Source organism: Spirosoma humi, assembly GCF_054776575.1.
This window is the reverse complement of the sequence record NZ_BAAHBR010000015.1, coordinates 1,265,157-1,284,659: the sequence shown is the minus strand read 5'-3', so window position 1 is coordinate 1,284,659 and position 19,503 is coordinate 1,265,157. Positions and strand designations below refer to the sequence as shown.

Genomic DNA, 19,503 nt, shown 5'->3' with positions numbered 1-19,503 from the left:
TTTTCGGGAGGACCTCAACGTCTGGACAACCAATATAAAGTATTAAGTCTGAAAGTTGGTTTTGCAGGTGGCGTCATTGTAGTGCTGTGTAATCCGCTCACAGCGTTGACCAATTTCAGACAAACTAATTCTTAAATTTATTCAAACCAGCAGTAGATATACGACTACTCAATCCTTTAGTGTACGTACACTATGTATATTTGTCGGCGTCAAGCTCATGTCTGAAGGAGAGAGATTGCCTGGACAATGCGCTGACTTGTATAGTTTATCAATCATATACCATCATCATACAGCATCTAATGGCACACACGGTTCTCTTTCGAAAACTTGCGCCGTACAAGTACACCATAGCTTTTCTAAGCGTTTCGGTATTGGTCTTTAGTTGCCAGCGGATGATGGGCAATCGTAGTAAGACCATTCAAAATTTGGATTGGGCGGTTACGAGTGGGGATGCCGGTGTAACGCGTTATTCACAAGCGGATCAGATTACAAAAGAAAACGTTGCCCGGCTGAAGCCGGTGTGGACGTACCATTCAGGAAACGCCAAAGGAAACGTACAATGTAACCCGTTGATCATTAACGGAGTGATGTACGTAACGACCCCGGCTCACGAGGTTGTGGCCGTGAACGCAACTACGGGACAGGAAATCTGGAAATATAATCCGGCTCGACCCAATGAGAAAATGGGCGGGATAAACCGGGGACTTGCCTTCTGGCGGGACGGTGAAAATCAACGCATTTTGTTTACCGCCAATAACTACCTCTGCGCTATTGATGCCCGTACCGGAAAAACGGTAGACACTTTTGGGCAAGGAGGCCGGGTCGATTTGAACGAAGGGCTGGTCCGGCCAGCGTCCGATATGAAGATCACCTCGCCGGCTTCGCCCGTTATTTACAAGGATATTGTCATCATAGGTTCAATGAGTTGGAGTGCCCCGGCAAACGTCAGCGGATTTGATAGTCGAACGGGTAAAAAACTGTGGACCTTTTATACCATACCCAGGCCGGGTGAGTTCGGGTATGAGACCTGGGATAACCCCCAATTCTGGAAAACAGGGGCTGGGGTAAATGTGTGGGGAGGACTATCCGTCGATCCACAAGCAGGCATGGTCTATTTCGCGACCGGACAGCCAAAGGATGATTTTTACCGTCCCGGAAAAAAAGGCTCCCAACTCTACGGCAACAGCATCGTTGCCCTAAACGCAACGACTGGCAAACGGGTCTGGCATTACCAGGTGATTCACCGTGATCTGTGGGATCTGGATTTGCCAAGTGCACCTATTCTGGCCGATTTCAATTACAAGGGAAAGAACGTGCCCGGCGTCGTCCAATTAACCAAGACGGGTGCTATTTTTCTGTTTAATCGATTGACAGGGGAGCTGCTTTCGGACGTGGAAGAACGCCCGGTTCCAGCGTCCAGTTTAGCCGGAGAAAGTGCCTATCCAACCCAGCCGTACGTAAAATGGCCTAAACCTTTCGCAAAACAAGTTGTAACGGAGGCTGATCTGACTAATCTGTCGCCCGAAGCGCATGCCGATGCTTTAGCTCGCTTTCGAAGCGCCGATACGGGCTGGTACATGCCGCCTTCGCAAAAAGGGGTTATTTATTACGGAATACATGGTGGGGCCGAGTGGAGCGGAGGAGCTTACGATCCAACTACGGGTATGCTGTACGTGAATGCCAATGAATTAGCCTGGCATATCAAAATGATTGATATCAATGCAAAAGAAGGCGTTGCCGGGGCATTGCAGCAGCATCCGGGTCGGCGGGTTTATCTTGAAAAAGGGTGCGTAGGATGCCACGGCGCTGAGCGGCAGGGCAACGGTGGCATTCCCGCATTAACCAGTCTGACAGGAAAATACAAGAAAGCCGACATCGTGCAACTGGTGAAAAACGGTCGCGGAGCTATGCCCGCGTTCTCCCAGATTCCAGAAGACGAGATTCAGGCACTCGCCGAATTTCTGTTGAACATGGACAGCCAAACGGTAGTAAAAAAAGAGAATCGTCAACCCGTGTACCGAGCGGCTAACTACACCAAGTTTTTGGATAAAGACAACTACCCGGCGACGGCTCCGCCCTGGGGTACGCTCAATGCCGTCAATCTGAATACGGGGGAAATAGCCTGGAAGAAACCGCTGGGTGAATACGCGGCCTTGGTGGCAAAAGGAATTCCACCAACGGGTACCGAAAATTTTGGGGGCTGCATCGTTACCAAAGGCGGATTGGTATTCATTTCTGCCACACGAGACGAAAAAATCAGAGCTTTTGACAAAGACACCGGTACCATTTTATGGGAAGCGCAATTGCCTTTTGGTGGTTACGCTACCCCCAGCACGTACACCGTCAATGGCAAGCAGTACGTCGTTATTGCGGCAACTGGCGGGGGAAAGCTCGGCACAAAAACGGGCGACACCTATGTTGCTTTTGCCCTGGATTGACCGTCTCGTTTTTAGCCTAGTTTCTCGCTTGTTCAATACGTACCGGGTATACAACAACCCGTTTTTTACTTCAATATGTCAGCTCTGAACCTTACCGCTATTTTTTTAACGCCCGTTTTTCAAATCCTTCGTATAAGCCTTGGTGTTTTGCTTATGGCTACCACTGCTTACGGACAAACGACTGGTAAGCCGGTTCATTTACAATGCGAACACCTGGTCAATCCGTTAGGTATTGATGCGGCCCAACCACGATTGACCTGGCGGTTGGATGACAGTCGGCGGGGAGCAGCCCAATCGGCTTACCAACTCACGGTTGGCACCGATTCAATAGCCGTTAGCCAGGGTCAGGCGAATGAGTGGACTTCGGGTAAACTAACGTCAAAACAACAGCTTGTGCGCTATGCCGGGAAACCGTTACGTCCCTTCACCAAGTACTATTGGCAGGTAGAAGTGTGGGATCAGGACGGCGTAAAGTTGGCAACGAGTAGCGTAGCCAGCTTTGAAACCGGCATGATGGATAAAAAAAACTGGCAAGGGTCATGGATCAGCGATAGCCGGGATATCAATCTTAAACCGGCTCCTTATTTCCGTAGGAGCTTTCAAGCCGCCAGGAAGATCAAATCAGCCAGGGCGTACATAGCCGTAGCGGGCTTGTATGAACTATACATAAACGGGCAGAAAGTGGGCAATCATCGCCTTGATCCCATGTACACACGTTTTGATCGCCGGACTCTTTACGTAACTCATGATGTTACGTCTCTTGTACAATCCGGTAAAAACGCCATCGGGGTGCTGCTCGGTAACGGTTGGTACAACCACCAATCGACGGCGGTCTGGTACTTTCACGAAGCGCCCTGGCGCGGTCGCCCTACCTTCTGTCTAGACCTGCGTCTCACGTACGACGATGGATCGGTTGAAACCATCACGTCCGGTAAAGACTGGAAGACGGCGCTAAGCCCGTTGTTGTTCAACAGTATTTACACCGCTGAGCATTACGACGCCCGACTGGAGCAACCCGGCTGGAACACGGCAAATTTTGATGACCGCAACTGGAAGGACGTTATTTATCGGGCAACACCGTCCGAAACGATTGTTGCTCAGGCGCTTCAACCCATCCGCAACGTCGAACGGATTCCAACGAAAACGTTTAAAAAGCTTAACGATACGACCTATGTCTTTGACTTGGGGCGTAACATAGCCGGGGTGAGCCATATTCGGGCACAGGGATCGGCGGGAACCGTGCTTCGCTTAAAGCATGGCGAACGACTTTACCCGAATGGACACGTTGACCAATCAAACATCGACGTCCATTACCGGCCTGTCGGTACCAGTGATCCATTTCAAACGGATCTGTTTACCCTTAGCGGCAAGGGAGACGAGTCGTTTATGCCGTTTTTCAATTACAAGGGTTTTCAGTACGTAGAGGTGACCAGCAACAAGCCGGTCGAGCTAACGGCTTCGAGTCTGACGGGCTACTTTATGCACAGCGATGTACCCCCAATTGGTCAGGTAAAATCGTCTAACCCAACCATTGACAAGATCTGGTGGGCCACCAACAACGCTTACTTATCAAACCTGTTCGGCTACCCAACGGACTGTCCGCAACGGGAGAAAAATGGCTGGACCGGCGACGCACACATCGCCATTGAAACGGGTCTTTATAATTTCGATGGTATTACGGTGTACGAGAAATGGTTGGCTGATCACCGCGACGAGCAACAGCCCAACGGCGTATTGCCCGCCATTATTCCAACCGGTGGCTGGGGCTACGAATGGGCCAATGGTCCTGACTGGACTAGTACCATTGCGATTATCCCCTGGAATGCCTACCTGTTCTACGGCGATTCAACGTTGCTGGCGGATTGCTACGACAATATCAAACGCTATGTTGATCACATCAATGAGCAAAGTCCGTCGGGTCTAACGGAGTGGGGGCTGGGCGATTGGGTTCCGGTTAAATCAAAATCACCAGTAGAGCTTACTTCGTCAACGTATTATTACACAGACGTTTCTATTCTGGCCAAGACCGCTAAGCTGTTGGGTAAAGAAGCCGATTATACGTATTACTCCGCGTTGGCCAATAAGATTAAGTCCGCTATCAATGCTAAATACCTGAACCGGCAAACCGCTCAATACGGAACAGGTCTGCAAACCGAACTAAGCATTCCGCTGTATTGGGGGCTGGTTCCCGAAGAACTAAAAAGTAAAGTAGCCGCTAATCTGGCCAAGCGGGTTGAAGCCGATAACTTTCATTTGGACGTTGGATTACTCGGAACGAAAGCGATCCTGAATGCGCTAAGCGAGAATGGCTACGCCGATGTAGCGTACAAGATAGCCTCGCAGGAAACGTTTCCTTCCTGGGGATGGTGGATCGTGAACGGAGCGACAACGCTCTACGAAAACTGGCCGATTGATGCCAAGAGCGATATATCCATGAACCACATCATGTTTGGGGAAATTGGTGCCTGGTTGTTCAAAGGCATTGGTGGTATCAAGCCCGATCCGCAACAACCTGGTTTTAAACATATACTCCTTAAACCGCAGTACGTTATCGGCCTAAATCATTTTGACGCTACTTATGAAAGTCCTTATGGAACCATTCGCTCAAGCTGGAAACGGGTAGGCAAAGGGATTGCTTATACCGTGGTTGTCCCGCCTAACTCAACCGCTACCGTTGAGCTTCCCGTTGCCAGCGGACAAAAAGTGTTTGAAGGTAACAAGCCTTTCACCCAGGCTTCACAAAGCGGTCAGAACGCCACTAGTTCGACATACACGCTCCAATCCGGTACGTATCAGTTCGATATAAAGTAACGATTTGCTGCGTTGCGTCTTGTTCGGAACCTATGCTTTGACCGTACATTCATTAAATAGTACGGTGATGATGTTAGGTGCAAATTTTTAATAAAATAAGTACAAAAATATTTGGTCTGTTTCCTGATAGTTTATACTTTTGACAAGCATAGTTAACGTACACTATTTTAAAGTGTACGTTAACTATGAAAGCCCCTGGTTCTATTCACATCGTATTAAGCAATAATTAAGTTTGACCGTCAGATAGTATTGGCTGGAATTCGTAAAACGCGTGATAGGGTGCTGGGTGGGTGGTGTCGGTTTTGAGAAACCGACACCACCCACCCGCCGATATAACCATTGAAAGACATTGGATTGGGGCAAAGCCAACATTTCAGGCAATACGGGTTTGATAGACTAGCTCCATCAACAGGAGGAGGATAAAACCGCCTTTAACCAGTACATTGAAAGATGCACTTGGTAATAGTACGTGTATTGAATAATCAGGCAGTACAAGCTGCTTGTAAAGTAACACGTATATGCTATACCGTTAGTAATTGCTAATTCAGTTTTATAAACTGGTATTTTCTATTGACACTGTTGAAGGGCAACGATCTGAACCTGTACAGATGCGAAACATTCGGACCATACACAGATGAAGCAATACTTCAGCGCGAGCTTACTGTTTTTAGTCTCTCTTGGCATAAACTTGCCCCGTGAGCCGGATATGTCCACGTTGACCAAACGGCCGCCTGCCGCTTTCAGTCTCAATTTAGCGGGTGCTGAGTTTGGTGCCGAGATGCCAGGTAGATACGAAAAAACGTATAGCTATCCGGGAGTTGCTGACCTGGACTATTGCGAGGCCAAGGGTATGACGTTGATCCGATTGCCGTTTCGATGGGAGCGAATCCAGCCCGAGAAAAATGGTAATCTGGATGCTACGGAACTGGCTCGAATGAAAAAGTTTGTAGAAGACGCCAAACAACGGGGAATTTGGGTGATTCTGGATTTGCATAATTATGGCCGACGGTTCATTGGCGGAACGGAACAATTAATCGGCTCGCCCCAGCTTTCGGTAGCCGACCTGGGCGATGTATGGAGAAAACTGGCAATTGAGTTCAAGGAGTATGACAACATTTGGGGGTATGGGTTGATGAATGAGCCCCACGATATGCTAACGACTACGCCCTGGTTTACGATTGCGCAAAGCAGTATCAGGCAGATCAGGAACGTAGATTCAAAAACGGCTATACTGGTTGGAGGAGATAGCTGGAGTTCGGCGGAGCGATGGCCACGGGTTAGTGACAACCTGAAAAACCTGGTTGACCCGGCAAATAACCTATTGTTCGAAGCGCATATCTATTTTGACAACGATGCATCCGGAGCCTACAAACATAACTACGACGACGAAAAAGCTAGCCCAACGACAGGCATTGAACGCGTCAAGCCTTTTGTCAACTGGCTACAAACAAACCAGTTAAAAGGATTCATTGGAGAATACGGCGTGCCCGACAATGATCCGCGTTGGCTGGTAACGCTCGACAACTTTCTGCAATACATCCAGACCAATTGTTTGGGTGGGACGTACTGGGCAGCTGGTTCGCGCTGGGGTGATTATTCCCTGGCCGTAACGCCAAGGAAAGGGGTAGACCGGCCACAGATGCAGGTACTTGAAAAGTACAAACAAGCGAATAGAGCTTGTCAATAAACCAATGATCCTTCGTACTAATCCGGCTTCGAGCAGGCTGGGTTGCTATTGCTTTCTTTTTCCTAATCTCTAGTACATACCTTCTAAACCTTGATTTTTTATGAAGCAACACTATGTATTGTGGTTCCTCCTGCCACTCTTGCTCGTCTCATCAATCGGATGGGCGCAGTCAGTTACGGTTAGAGGGACCGTCAAAGCAAACGACACGGGTGAGCCCCTACCCGGAGTAAGTATTGGTATCAAAGGAACCACAACCGGTACCATAACGAACGCGGACGGGAAGTATACGTTGACGGCTCCGTCGCCCGACGCCGTTCTGATTTTTTCGTTTATCGGCTACACTCCTCAGGAGATTAAACTGGCGGGACAAAGCACCATCGATCTGTCATTACTACCTGACGCCAAAAATCTGAATGAGGTCGTAGTCATTGGGTATGGTACGGTTAACAAGCGGGACCTGACCGGTTCAGTTGGCGTCGTTAAAGGACAGGATCTGCTGCGAAATATTCCGATCAGTGTCAACCAGAGCTTACAAGGGCAGATTGCCGGGGTAAACGTAAACAAAGGGGATGGCGCGCCGGGCGGTGGTATCAGCCTGCTGATTCGCGGGGCCAACTCGTTTACGGGTAGCGAACCCCTGTACGTTGTCGACGGCATTCCGTTCACGTCAGCCGGAACGCCAGCCGGTGCGGAAGGTACGATGCAGACGATCAACGTACTGTCGAGCCTTAACCCGCAGGACATCGAAAGTATCGAGGTGTTGAAAGATGCCTCAGCGACCGCCATTTACGGATCGCGGGGGGCCAACGGTGTCGTACTGGTCAATACCAAAAAAGGTCGGGCCGGTAAAGACCGCGTGGAATTTACGGTCAATACCAGCGCGGCTCAGGTATCGAAGAAAATTCCGATGCTTGATGCCTATCAGTATGCCTTGTTGCAGAATGAAGCCTATGCCAATGCGAGTAAATACATTGGAACGGCGCTGGAAGTACCGTTTCCAGGGCAAACGGGCAAAGACCCCGTAACGGGAGAAACCGTATACCTACCCGGTCCAGCCGATTACCTGAACGGTCTGCCCCAAGGCACATCCTACCCCGCCGGGTTTAAGGGAACCAACTGGCAGGATCAGATTTTTCGAACGGCGCTGACGCAGGATTACACGCTGAACGTTTCGGGGGGTAATGAGCGGGGTACGTATTCGATTTCGGGAAATTACCTCGATCAGCAGGGCATCATTCTTAACTCGGGGTTTAAGCGGTATGGTATACAGTTCAACCTGGAGCGGAACATCGGGCGGTTCCTGACCATTGGGACGAGTAATAACATTGCCTACTCAACCTACCAGTTTGGTAAAACCAACACCTCCGGCGCGCAACCCAGCCTAATTAGTTCGACCATTTTCTTCCCACCGACGTATCCGGTCGATGATCCGAACTCCGTGCTGCGTGAATCGCAGATCAACAACTCGAACCTGGCTAACCCGTACAAAACGACGCAGTCGGCCCGTGATATGACCTACTCGACTCGCGTCTACACAACGGCGTTCGTACAGGCCAATTTTACGCCGAACCTGAACCTCCGTCAGCGCATGGGTTATAACTACAACCTCAATAAGCGTGAGGTGTACTACGGTCGTGACCTGAATGAAGGCCGGGCACCCGTCAATGGCTATGGTATGATCGGTGATAATAACTACTCACAGTTTACAACCGAATCGATTCTGACCTACAAGAAGGTGTTAGCCCAAAAGCACAGTATCAATGCTGTTGGCGCGTTCACGTACGAAAAAGGCGTGTCCGATTTTTACACGATGTCGGCTACCGGCTTTCCGAACGACCTCAACCAGAACTTCAACTTACGGGCGGGACTTCGTCCGTCACCGCTGCAAAACGGTCGGAGCGATAATTCGCTTATGTCGGTACTGGGCCGGATTAACTACGGCTATAACGGCAAATACCTGTTTACTGCTTCGTTCCGCCGGGACGGTTCAAGTAAGTTTGCCACCAATAACAAGTGGGCTAATTTCGCATCGTTCGCGCTGGCCTGGAACGCCGATCAGGAAGCGTTTATTAAAAATCTTGGTATCTTCTCTACCCTTAAATTCCGGTCTAGCTACGGACAGACGGGTAATCAGGGCATCGGTCCGTACGGAAGCCTGTACACGACTATCATTGCTAACGTACCGTTCAACGGGGTGGAGCAAAGTGGTTTCGCCGTTGATAACGGACGCGGACTCGTCGATCCAAATATCCGCTGGGAAACAACGTCTCAGTACGATGCAGGAGCTGACATCGGACTGCTTAACAACCGGCTGAATCTGACGGTCGATCTGTACTACAAACGTACGAAAGACCTCCTGCAAACCATCCAGATCGCACCCAGCAACGGCTTTTCAACGATGCTAACCAACTACGGTACGGTTGAAAACCGGGGGTTGGAAATAAGTGCTACGGCGGCTCTTATTCAGGGGCCAGCCTTCAAGTGGGATTTTAACGGAAACATCTCGTTCAACCGAAACAAGATTTTAGATCTGCCAGCTGACCAGTTTGCCCCCCGACTGTACTACCAGTACGATAACATCTTTATTCAGCGGAACGGCCACTCGATTGGTGCTGTGTACGGGCTAGTCGAAGATGGATATTACAACACGGTGGAAGAAGTGAGAGCCGACCCGCAGTTTTCTAAACTCAGTGAAACACAGGCCAGAGCCAAGCTTGGGGAAATCAGGTACAAACAAATGGATAACAACCCGTCCAGCCTCAGTGAAAGCACGGATCGAACGATTATCGGTAATACAAACCCGAATTTTACCTACGGTTTTACAAACAATTTCAGCTACAAAAATTTCAGTCTCAGCATTTTTTTCCAGGGCGTACAGGGCGGGAGTATCATCAATACGAACCTGTTTAAAATTCGGATGAACCAGCTCGGAAACGCACCCCAATGGGCTTACGACACCCGCTGGACGGAAGAAAACAAAGAAAACGCCAAATGGCCGAGAGCCGATGCGTCACAGCTTCGGGTTATGCTGTTCTCGGATCGCTATCTGGAGGACGCTTCGTACCTGCGGTTGAAGACCGTCAATCTGGGCTATACGTTCCGGTCGCCGTTTAAGTCGGTCGAAAGCATCAATGTGTACGGGAGCGTCGGTAATTTATTCACGATCAGCAACTACAGCTGGTATGATCCGGATGTCAATTCGTTTGGCGCCGATGCGTCGCGCCGGGGGGTGGATATGAACTCGTACCCCAACAACCGAACCTTTACCCTGGGCGTAAAAGCCGCTTTCTAACGAACTCCTAAGCCTTACCTCGCCATGAAAAAAATACAAGTAGTCACCAGTTTGCTGATCGCCCTGTTGAGCAGTGCCTCCTGCAAAGAAGCCCTGGAAGAAACACCCTACTCGTTTGTTGGCCCTGACCAGATTGGCACGACTACCGAAGCCGATGCGAAACTGTGGGTCAACGGTGTGCTGAATACGCTGAACAGCGGATCGTTTTTTGCCTATGCCGTGTACAATCGGCCACTGGAAGTTGATGCCGATGATATTACCGGAAAAGATTTTGCTTTTCAGGCCATGGGAGCGGGTAACTTTCAGTCTACGTCCGACATCAACACGTTCTGGGGTGGCCCCTACACGCTGATCGAACGGAGCAACTACGCCATCACCAAGATCAATAAGATGACGATTGACGAGAGCGCGAAAAACAATGCGCTCGGTCAGCTATACTTTCTAAAAGGCTGGGCTTATTCTCAACTGGTAAAAGCCTTTGGCCCTGTACCTATTTTCAAAAAGTCGGTTACGGAAGGCGAGAATGCCAACCAGCCCCGCGCTTCCGTGAGTGACGTGTATACGCATATCGTTGAGAATCTGAAGCAGGCCGAGCAACTGCTATACACCCGCACGAATGCCAAATACGAAGCGGGACGACTAAGTCAGGAAGCCGCCAAGACGCTGTTAGCCAAAGTGTACCTGACGATGGCATCGGGGGCGTTGAAGGGAGCACAGGTTACCGTATTGGGTGGCAAACAATATGAAACCGTTGGTAACGTGAGACGGCGGATTCCACCAACGGCGCATACCTATACCAAGCAGGTGGTAGCTGGCCATGAATCGTTCAATGCCGCTACGTATTTCGAGCTGGCCCGTCAGAAAGCCAAGGAAGTGATCGACATGCAGAAAGCTGGTTCACCCATCGGTCTTTTTTCGAAATACATGGATGTCTGGAGCATCGCGAATCGCAACCGGGGAGAGCATCTCTGGCAAATGAACGCTATTTCGGGTTCTGAGCAATTCGGCAATTTCCTGTCCTATCATTACGTAGGGTTTCTGATGGCCAACGGAGCTATCGACGGTGCGTTATACGGTATGTCGGACCACTGGTACGAGTTATTCGAAGACAACGACCAGCGGATTACGGACGGGGTTCAGCACCGCTGGCGCATGTTCAGCAATGCCGCCTGGCATTATTATCCGGGTAAAGACAGCCTGAAGGTAAAAAACAGCGCGACCGTTTCGACGCGTGAAGGCTATCTGCCAACGGATATTTATTCGCCCGATCAGTTTCACATAGCCAAACTCAGCAAGTACGCGCAGGTTGCTGATCGCACGGTTCAGCGGGCTGATATGCCGTTTCCGTTCATCCGCTACGCCGAGACACTGTTAATTTTTGCCGAAGCTGAAAACGAAGTAAGCGGTCCAACGTCAGCGGCTTATGAAGCACTCAATGCCGTACGCACCCGGAGTGGCGCTAGTCCCGCACCAACCCTGAACCAGCAACAATTGCGATCCTATATTCTCCAGGAACGTCAGCGGGAATTAGCGCTGGAAGGTCACCGTGCCTGGGACTTACGGCGTTGGGGTATCTACCTGCAAGCCATGAACGAAATCGATATCGACGCTAATAATATCATCAAGCGTCGGCAGGAAAAACACTTGCTGTTGCCGATACCACTGAATGAAATCAATGGTAATACGAGTATAAATGAAAACAATCCGGGTTGGTAAGTAACATAGTTTTGGCGAGCCATTGCCTTCGTCCCCAACATAAGGCAACGGCTACGAATGTTTGATTAATCATTAACCCGTATTGTATGAAAGTAGGCATCGATAGTTACTGCTATCACCGTTTGTTTGGCGAGGTGTACGCCGGACAAAATCAACCCGAGCACCGCCTTTCGTTTGAGGATTTTCTGACGAAAATTAATGGCCTCGGCATCGATGGTGTTTCACTGGAATCCTGTTTTATACCCCAGTTTGACGATTCGTATCTGCAAGGGGTCAAAGCGCATCTTGATGCGTCCGGCATGGATCGGGTGTACGCCTGGGGCCACCCCGATGGTCTGGAAGGAGGCAGCAATGAGCGGGCATTCGACGAAATGGTACAGCACATCGAATACGCCCGGCTGATTGGTGCCGATGTGATGCGCGTTGTGGGTAGTAGCCTGATGTTCCGCTTCGAGCCGCACGAGCCGCAACTAGAAAAGTTGACCCGAATGTTTACGGAAGCGACCCAAATTGCCGAACGTAATGGCGTGAAGCTAGCCGTTGAAAATCACATCGACTATAACTCCGACGAAATCTTGCAGCTAGTCAAAGGAGTGAACTCACCGCACTTCGGGGTAAACTTCGATTCCGGTAATTTCCTGCGGGTATTGGATGACCCGATTCAGGCGATGGAAAAGCTGGCCCCTTACGTGTACGCGACGCACATCAAGGATTTACGACCCGTCAAGGGCGTTCCGGTCAATGAGTGGTATTTCTTCTCCTGCGTACCCACTGGTGAGGGTCTGATCCCGAATGAAAAGCTCGCGCAGCTATTGAGTCAGCACAACTACTCCGGTTTTCTGGCGGTGGAGGTCGATTTTCTGCATCCCGATTACACAGACCGGGAAGAGGATGTGGTCAGGCAAAGTATTCAGGCACTCAGAACGATAACGGCAGGACTGTAAACATGGCCAAGCAACTCAACATTGGTATCGTCGGCTACAAGTTCATGGGCCGCGCCCACAGTAATGCCTGGAAAAAAGCGCCCTTATTTTTCGACGTACCAAGCCAGCCGGTGCTAAAAGTGGCCTGCGGACGGCATCAGGCGTCTTTACAGGAATTTGCGCAGAAATGGGGCTGGGAGGAAACCGAAACCGACTGGAAGAAAATGATCGCCCGACCCGATATTGACATTGTCGACGTGGCCCTTCCTCAGAACCTTCACTACGAAGTAGCTATAGCTGCGGCACGGGCTGGAAAACACATTTTTTGCGAGAAACCGCTGGCTATGAACACCCGACAGGCGGAAGAAATGCTGCGGGTGTGCGAAGAAAATCACGTAACGCATTATCTCAACCACAATTACCGGCGTTTGCCAGCGGTTCTGCTGGCTAAGAAAATGATCCAGACTGGTAAGCTTGGTCGACTCTTTCACTGGCGATGTGCGTATCAGCAGGACTGGATTGTTGATCCAAACTTCCCGCTGACCTGGCAACTGCGAAAAGAAACCGCACAAGCCGGTCCGCAGTGGGATTTGAATTCGCACGCTGTCGATCTAGCCCATTTTCTGGTCGGCGACATCGACACGGTTTCGGCCCTGACCACCAATTTCGTTACCGAACGCCCACTGGCCGACGAATCAACGTCGGGCAACCTGACCGCTGAAACGCTCGGTGACCAGAGAGGTCCCGTTACGGTTGAAGATGCGGCTTTGATGCTGGTTCAGTTTCAAAACGGCGCGGTTGGCTCCTTCGAAGCTACGCGTTTTGCCACCGGTAAAAAGAACGGCCTCACCTTCGAAATCTACGGCAGTAAAGGGAGTGTCAAATTCGATCTGGAACGCATGAACGAGCTACAATACTATTCGCTAAACGACGAGGCCGGTGAGCAAGGCTTTCGGACGATTCAGGCTACCGATCCTACCCACGCCTATATGCAGGGCTGGTGGCCGCCGGGGCACATCATTGGCTACGAACACACGTTTGTGCATGCGGTCGTTGACTTCCTTTGGGCTATCGACGGCAATAAACCGATTGAACCGAATTTTTCGGATGGCTTACGAATCCTCACTGTGCTTGAAGCGGGTCTTGAATCAGCTGCGACAGGTCAGCGCGTTAAACTCAATTAAAACTAACTAAATCTCAATGCCATGAGTGTGTCTAACAAAGAGAAATTCGAAACGGATGGCTACGTGATCATCGACGTACTGACCGAGACTGAAATCGGTGAATTTAGAGCGTTGATGGACGCGTTGATCAGTCCTAAAGTTAAATCGACTGATACGGAAAAACGAAGTTCGTCTTTTCAGCATTTAGGGGATGAGATCCGGGATTTTGGCAAAGAAGCGCGTCAATATTATTTTCATCTACTGACCAAGCCCGGAACCGAAACCATCCACCACGCCTTCCACCATCCGGTCATTTTAAGAGCGGTGGAAGAACTAATTGGACCGAACCTCATCGTTAACAATGCCTCTATTCTGGCCGCCAACGAGGGTACGGAATACTCGTTAGGGTGGCACCGGGACATCATTCAGATTCCACAAGCTGAAATCGAAGACTGGTTGTTTTCGCCCGAACGGTTCCACAACAGTGTACAGATCAACCTACCCTTGGTGGACGAAAATTCGCTCTGGGTGGTTCCGGGTAGTCATAATCGCCCGAACACGGAAGCCGAAAATCAGGCTTTCCAGGGTTCCAAACATTATGCCCCCGTTGGCGTCGAGATGCCGGGTGGAATCGCGGTCCCGTTGAAAGCCGGGCAAGCCGTATTGTACAACAACAACCTGATTCACCGAGGCTTTACGGAGAAGATGAAAATTCCGCGACGGACCTTGCACATGGGTTACCACAGTGCTGCGTATCCACCAACGTGGCATTTTTACCTGCTGAACGGCGATCTGCTCACGCCGGAATACATGGCAACGCTCAGCCCTACCATGCGTGGTATGATGGAAGAATACCTGGCTTGTCGTCGGCAATATCCCGACATGAGCCAGACCTGGAAACGAGAATATAATTTCCCGGACGAGCAGTTAGCGTAAATTACTTAAAATGAGGGGTATGAGACGATTGTTTGACATTAATTCATTCCTGATTGTCGCCCTTTTCCTGCTAACGATGGGCAGTCGAACCGTCAACGGACAGGGAAAGAGCAGCACGAAGAACATCTACGCGCGTGACAATCTGGTCGCCTGGTGCATTGTCCCGTTCGACGTCAAAGAAAGAGGACCTGAGGAACGGGCGCAGATGCTCAATAGCCTCGGTATTACGAAACTGGCCTACGATTGGCGCGAGAAGCACATTCCTACGTTTGACGCCGAACTGGATGCGCTCAAAAAACACCACATCGATTTGCAGGCTTTCTGGCTTTATTCGGGTCCTAATCCCGAAACCGATAAAGGCTTGGTGGCGATACTGGACGTATTGAAGCGGCACAACGTGAAGACGCAGATCTGGTGCATGATCGGTGGTATAAAAGGACTCGACGCCATGACGCAAGAGGAGAAGATAAAAGCCGTGGCTAAACCCGTGCGCTACATTGCTGACAAAGCCGCCGAAATTGGCTGCACTGTCGGTTTATACAATCACGGCGGTTGGTTTGGCGAACCCGAGAACCAACTCGCGATTATCGATTTCCTCAAAAAGCCAAACATTGGCATTGTCTATAACTTTCACCACGCCGAAGAGCAGATTGACCGGTTTCCTGTTTTCCTGCCCAAGATGCTGCCACACCTGATGGCCCTAAATCTCTCTGGACTGAAGAAGGGTACACCGGTCAAAGTGGTGCCCATTGGTCAGGGTGACGCCGAGCTGAACATGATGCGCATTGTCAAGGCGAGTGGGTACCGTGGTCCGATTGGCATTATCAACGAAGAGACTGCACCCGACGCCGAAGTGGGTTTACGTATGAACATGGATGGCCTAAAACGCGAACTAAAGGAGATGGGGGATTCGGCAGCGCTTAAAACGTACAACTAGATTTACCTGTTAACCAATCGCCCTACTTGAAAGTCTCCATTTCACCCTTTATTGTAGCACTGGCACTAAGCCTGATGGTAGGTGCTACGTTGACGCCAACGGTCACTCATGCGCAATCGGATCTGCGCGTGAGTGATAACGGTCGTTTTCTGGTGTATACCAACGGCAAGCCCTTTTTTTATTTAGGCGATACGGCCTGGGAACTTCTCCACCGCCTTAACCGGGAAGATGCCGTCAAATACTTAACGAACCGGGCGGATAAAGGCTTTACGGTCATTCAGGCCGTCGTGCTGGCGGAACACGACGGCCTGCGCGACCCCAACGCGTATGGACAGGTGCCCTTCGTGGACACAGACCCGATAAAACCGAACGAAGCTTACTTCAAGCATGTCGATTATGTAATTGAACAAGCCGAAAAGCTTGGATTACACATGGCTTTGCTACCAACCTGGGGTGATAAAATCAATAAGGATAAATGGGGAATAGGGCCAGAAGTTTTTAACGAACAGAATAGCTACGAATACGGTAAATTTATTGGCAATCGCTACAAAACAAAGAAAAACATCATCTGGGTAATCGGCGGTGATCGTAACCCCCGTAAGGGCTCGAATGACGTTCAGGTTTGGCGGGCGCTGGCCAATGGAATCACGGAAGCGGCTGGCGGTAAAGACAACGTGTTGATGACGTTTCATCCACAAACTGGATCGTCGACCTGGTTTCACCAGGATGACTGGCTGGATTTCAATATGTTGCAGACTGGCCATTGCCCGGATGTGAACGTTTGGGAGAAAATAAGCCACGACTACAGCTTATCGCCGACCAAACCGACTATGGACGGAGAGCCTTTGTACGAGGATATACCGGTGTGCTTTGATCTGAAGAAGAATGGCTATGCCGATGTAAACGACGTACGGCGCAAGGCTTATCAGGATTTATTTGCAGGCGCCCACGGCCATACGTACGGTTGCAATAGCGTCTGGCAAATGTATGAGCCCGGTCGAAAACCCTACATCGACCCTGCCAAACCCTGGTTTGAATCGCTGGATTTGCCAGGGGCAGTCTCGATGACGTACGTCCGGAAGCTGATGGAGTCACGACCCTTTCTGGAGCGTATTCCGGATCAGTCGATGATTGTGACGAACTACGATAACCCTAAAGACCGTATTCAGGCGACACGCGGCAAGGGCTATGCGTTCATTTACTCGTCGTCCGGTCAAGCATTCGAGGTAAAGATGGGTATCCTATCGGGAAAGAAAGTCAAAGCCAGTTGGTACAACCCACGCACTGGCGCAGCTATGGCGGGAAAAATGTATCTAAACACGGGTGTTCAGAAATTCACCCCACCATCGCAAGGCAACGATCAGGACTGGGTATTGATCCTGGACGATGCCAGCCAGCGGTTTACCAGATTATAGAACGAAGCGAGTCCGTTTATGTACCCTATTGTCTATAAAATCCCCTAACGCTATTCTTTAGGTGATGCTTAAAAAGATAGTATTCATGAAAATTAGCCCGGCAAAACGAGGAACTCAAGCCATTCTACAAACTTGGGGGAAGATAGTTATGGTATTGTTGATGTGTGGTTTACTGGCGCAAAGCTCGTTAGCTCAATCAGCGAAACAGCCCAAAAAGATCGTCTTGATCGCGGGTAAGAAATCACACAATCCCGGAGAACACGAATACCTCAAATCGGTACGGTTACTGAAAGTGATGCTGGACCAGGCGCCAAACCTGAACGGTATGCCGACCGAAATACACGCCGACGGATGGCCCGCCGATCCGACTACGCTGGACGATGCGGACGTTATTTTTATGTATGCTGACGGGAGCGATTTCGGTATGGCTAATGATCCCCTTTTTGTGGGTGACCATTGGCGCATCCTGGAGAAGCAGATGAAACGAGGGTGTGGCCTGGTGCTTATGCATTATTCTACCTTTGCGCCACAGTCTCATAGCCAGATGTTTTTGGAATGGGTAGGGGGGTATTTCGATTACGAAAGCGGAAAGCCGGGCGCTTCGGGAAAAGAAGCCTGGTACTCGGCCATCACTACGGAGACGGCTCTGTGTAAACCTGCCGTGCATCCCGTTGCACGGGGCCTAGTCCCTTTTCAGCTTCGCGAGGAATTCTATTACAAGATTCATTTTCAGGAGAAGGATACACGATTAAAACCAGTACTAACAGCCAAGCTGTCGGGCGTTGACGAACAAACGGTAGCCTGGGCCGTGGAGCGCAAAAACGGCGGGAGAGGATTTGGTTTTACGGGTGGTCACTTTTACGCCAACTGGGAGGAGCCTAACTACAGAAAGCTGCTGCTGAATGCCATTGTGTGGGCTGCCGGGGGGCAAGTACCCGCCGGTGGGGTCGAATCACCATTCTATACCGATAAGCAGGTTCAGGAGTATCTGAAATGATTTTGTCGCTGTAAGGGTCAGCTTTCGGTAGTGCATAGTTGCCGAGCATATCTGCTGCTCTGGCGATAAGTATTGAACGACCAGTATCTGAACTGAAGCCAAGACACGTTGACTTTATTTCGTGTAATACTTCAGGTTCGATTTCATGACAATATCAATCGGGAGGTAGTAATTTTTATGGAGCTGTTTTTTTAAAAGCACGTTTTCGTACAGCAGTTTTATGCCATTATACGCTTGAATCTTAGGCTGTTGGCTGATGATAAAGTTGATGATGCCGTTTTGGAGATAGTGAATCGTTTGAGGTATGATGTCGTACCCAATAAGCGTAAGACCGGTGAGGTTCTGTTTTTCAACAATGGGAGCAATGTGCTGAACGCCGTTGACGGTGAAAATGCCCTTCAAACGCGGGTTATCAGCGATCTGTTTCATTAGCTGCTCTTCGAACTCTTCCTTCATGCCCTGCCGGGATTCCATCTTGACGAGTTCAAACGAATGGGGTTGCGGAAGTTGGTCAAAGAACGCTCTAAACCCTTCTTCGCGCTGATCGAACTGAAGATAGTTGTCGTGCTCCTGAACAACATTGACGATAAGCACGCAGGAGTCACTGGGTAAACAGTAACTAAACAGCTCAGCCGCCAGAAACCCACTGTCGTAGGCATTCTGCCCGATGAAGGAAGTGGTGTTCTGATCTGGAATATTAGTGTCGAACAACAGGCAGGGCACACCTCGCTCCTTACAGTCTGTAATTAATTTCAACGACTCCTCGTAAAATACGGGTACCATAAACACGCCATCAAACGTGTCACCTATGATCTCGTCAACCTGCTCCTGAAAAGAGGTTTTACTATTTTGATCAAAGTAGAATACTTTGGTGTAAACGTCGAATGAACTGATTTCTTTTTCGGCCTGAGTAACACCAACAATGTGCTCGTTCCAGAATGGTATATCAGCAGTAGCCTTAGGGAGCAACACAGCAAGCAAATACTCTTTTGTCGATTTAAGGCGACTGGCCATAAGATTGGGCTGATAATTCAGCTCTTCGATGGCTTTCAGAATACGTTCGGTTGTTTCTTTGGATACGCCACCCCGGTTGTGCAAAACACGGTCGACAGGGCCAATCGAGACATTAGCCCGTTCAGCAATATCCTTGATACCTATGGTTCTATTCTTATGTTTGATGGCGATCGG

General features: G+C 49.9%; 12 protein-coding genes. 11 read left to right on the top strand and 1 reads right to left on the bottom strand.

What is annotated here, in order from left to right:
• Window positions 1–299 precede the first annotated feature (299 nt).
• The 11 genes from ACYU8Y_RS21625 (at window position 300) to ACYU8Y_RS21575 (ending at window position 18,315) form a co-directional block, all read left to right on the top strand.
• Window positions 300–2,438, top strand: coding sequence for an outer membrane protein assembly factor BamB family protein (locus tag ACYU8Y_RS21625; RefSeq protein WP_460940185.1), 2,139 nt, complete (start codon window positions 300–302; stop codon window positions 2,436–2,438).
• A 153-nt stretch (window positions 2,439–2,591) separates the two neighbouring features.
• Window positions 2,592–5,249, top strand: a complete 2,658-nt coding sequence (locus ACYU8Y_RS21620) for a glycoside hydrolase family 78 protein (protein WP_460940184.1) — start codon at window positions 2,592–2,594, stop codon at window positions 5,247–5,249.
• A 634-nt stretch (window positions 5,250–5,883) separates the two neighbouring features.
• Window positions 5,884–6,936: a glycoside hydrolase family 5 protein gene (locus ACYU8Y_RS21615; protein WP_460940183.1), complete on the top strand. Its 1,053-nt coding sequence runs from the start codon at window positions 5,884–5,886 to the stop codon at window positions 6,934–6,936.
• 100 nt (window positions 6,937–7,036) lie between these two features.
• The gene (locus ACYU8Y_RS21610; RefSeq protein ID WP_460940182.1) at window positions 7,037–10,228 is read left to right on the top strand and encodes a SusC/RagA family TonB-linked outer membrane protein; all 3,192 of its coding nucleotides are present in this window, start codon (window positions 7,037–7,039) and stop codon (window positions 10,226–10,228) included.
• 24 nt (window positions 10,229–10,252) lie between these two features.
• On the top strand, window positions 10,253–11,944 hold the full coding sequence (locus ACYU8Y_RS21605; protein ID WP_460940181.1) for a RagB/SusD family nutrient uptake outer membrane protein: 1,692 nt from the start codon (window positions 10,253–10,255) through the stop codon (window positions 11,942–11,944).
• An 86-nt stretch (window positions 11,945–12,030) separates the two neighbouring features.
• On the top strand, window positions 12,031–12,888 hold the full coding sequence (locus tag ACYU8Y_RS21600; protein ID WP_460940180.1) for a sugar phosphate isomerase/epimerase family protein: 858 nt from the start codon (window positions 12,031–12,033) through the stop codon (window positions 12,886–12,888).
• Between the two features lie 2 nt (window positions 12,889–12,890).
• Window positions 12,891–14,051, top strand: a complete 1,161-nt coding sequence (locus ACYU8Y_RS21595; RefSeq protein WP_460940179.1) for a Gfo/Idh/MocA family protein — start codon at window positions 12,891–12,893, stop codon at window positions 14,049–14,051.
• Between the two features lie 21 nt (window positions 14,052–14,072).
• Window positions 14,073–14,966 (top strand): phytanoyl-CoA dioxygenase family protein, encoded by an 894-nt coding sequence (locus ACYU8Y_RS21590; RefSeq protein ID WP_460940178.1) that lies wholly within the window; start codon window positions 14,073–14,075, stop codon window positions 14,964–14,966.
• A 19-nt stretch (window positions 14,967–14,985) separates the two neighbouring features.
• Window positions 14,986–15,903: a sugar phosphate isomerase/epimerase family protein gene (locus ACYU8Y_RS21585; protein WP_460940177.1), complete on the top strand. Its 918-nt coding sequence runs from the start codon at window positions 14,986–14,988 to the stop codon at window positions 15,901–15,903.
• Window positions 15,904–15,929: 26 nt separating this feature from the next.
• Window positions 15,930–17,318 carry a glycoside hydrolase family 140 protein gene (locus ACYU8Y_RS21580; RefSeq protein ID WP_460940176.1) on the top strand — a complete coding sequence of 463 codons (1,389 nt, stop codon included), beginning with the start codon at window positions 15,930–15,932 and terminating at the stop codon, window positions 17,316–17,318.
• An 85-nt stretch (window positions 17,319–17,403) separates the two neighbouring features.
• A complete protein-coding gene (locus ACYU8Y_RS21575; protein WP_460940175.1) occupies window positions 17,404–18,315 on the top strand; it encodes a ThuA domain-containing protein in 912 nt (303 codons plus the stop codon).
• A 114-nt stretch (window positions 18,316–18,429) separates the two neighbouring features.
• On the opposite strand, the gene ACYU8Y_RS21570 is transcribed toward ACYU8Y_RS21575, so the two are convergent.
• Window positions 18,430–19,458: a substrate-binding domain-containing protein gene (locus ACYU8Y_RS21570; RefSeq protein ID WP_460940333.1), complete on the bottom strand. Its 1,029-nt coding sequence runs from the start codon at window positions 19,456–19,458 to the stop codon at window positions 18,430–18,432.
• Between the last annotated feature and the right edge of the window lie 45 nt (window positions 19,459–19,503).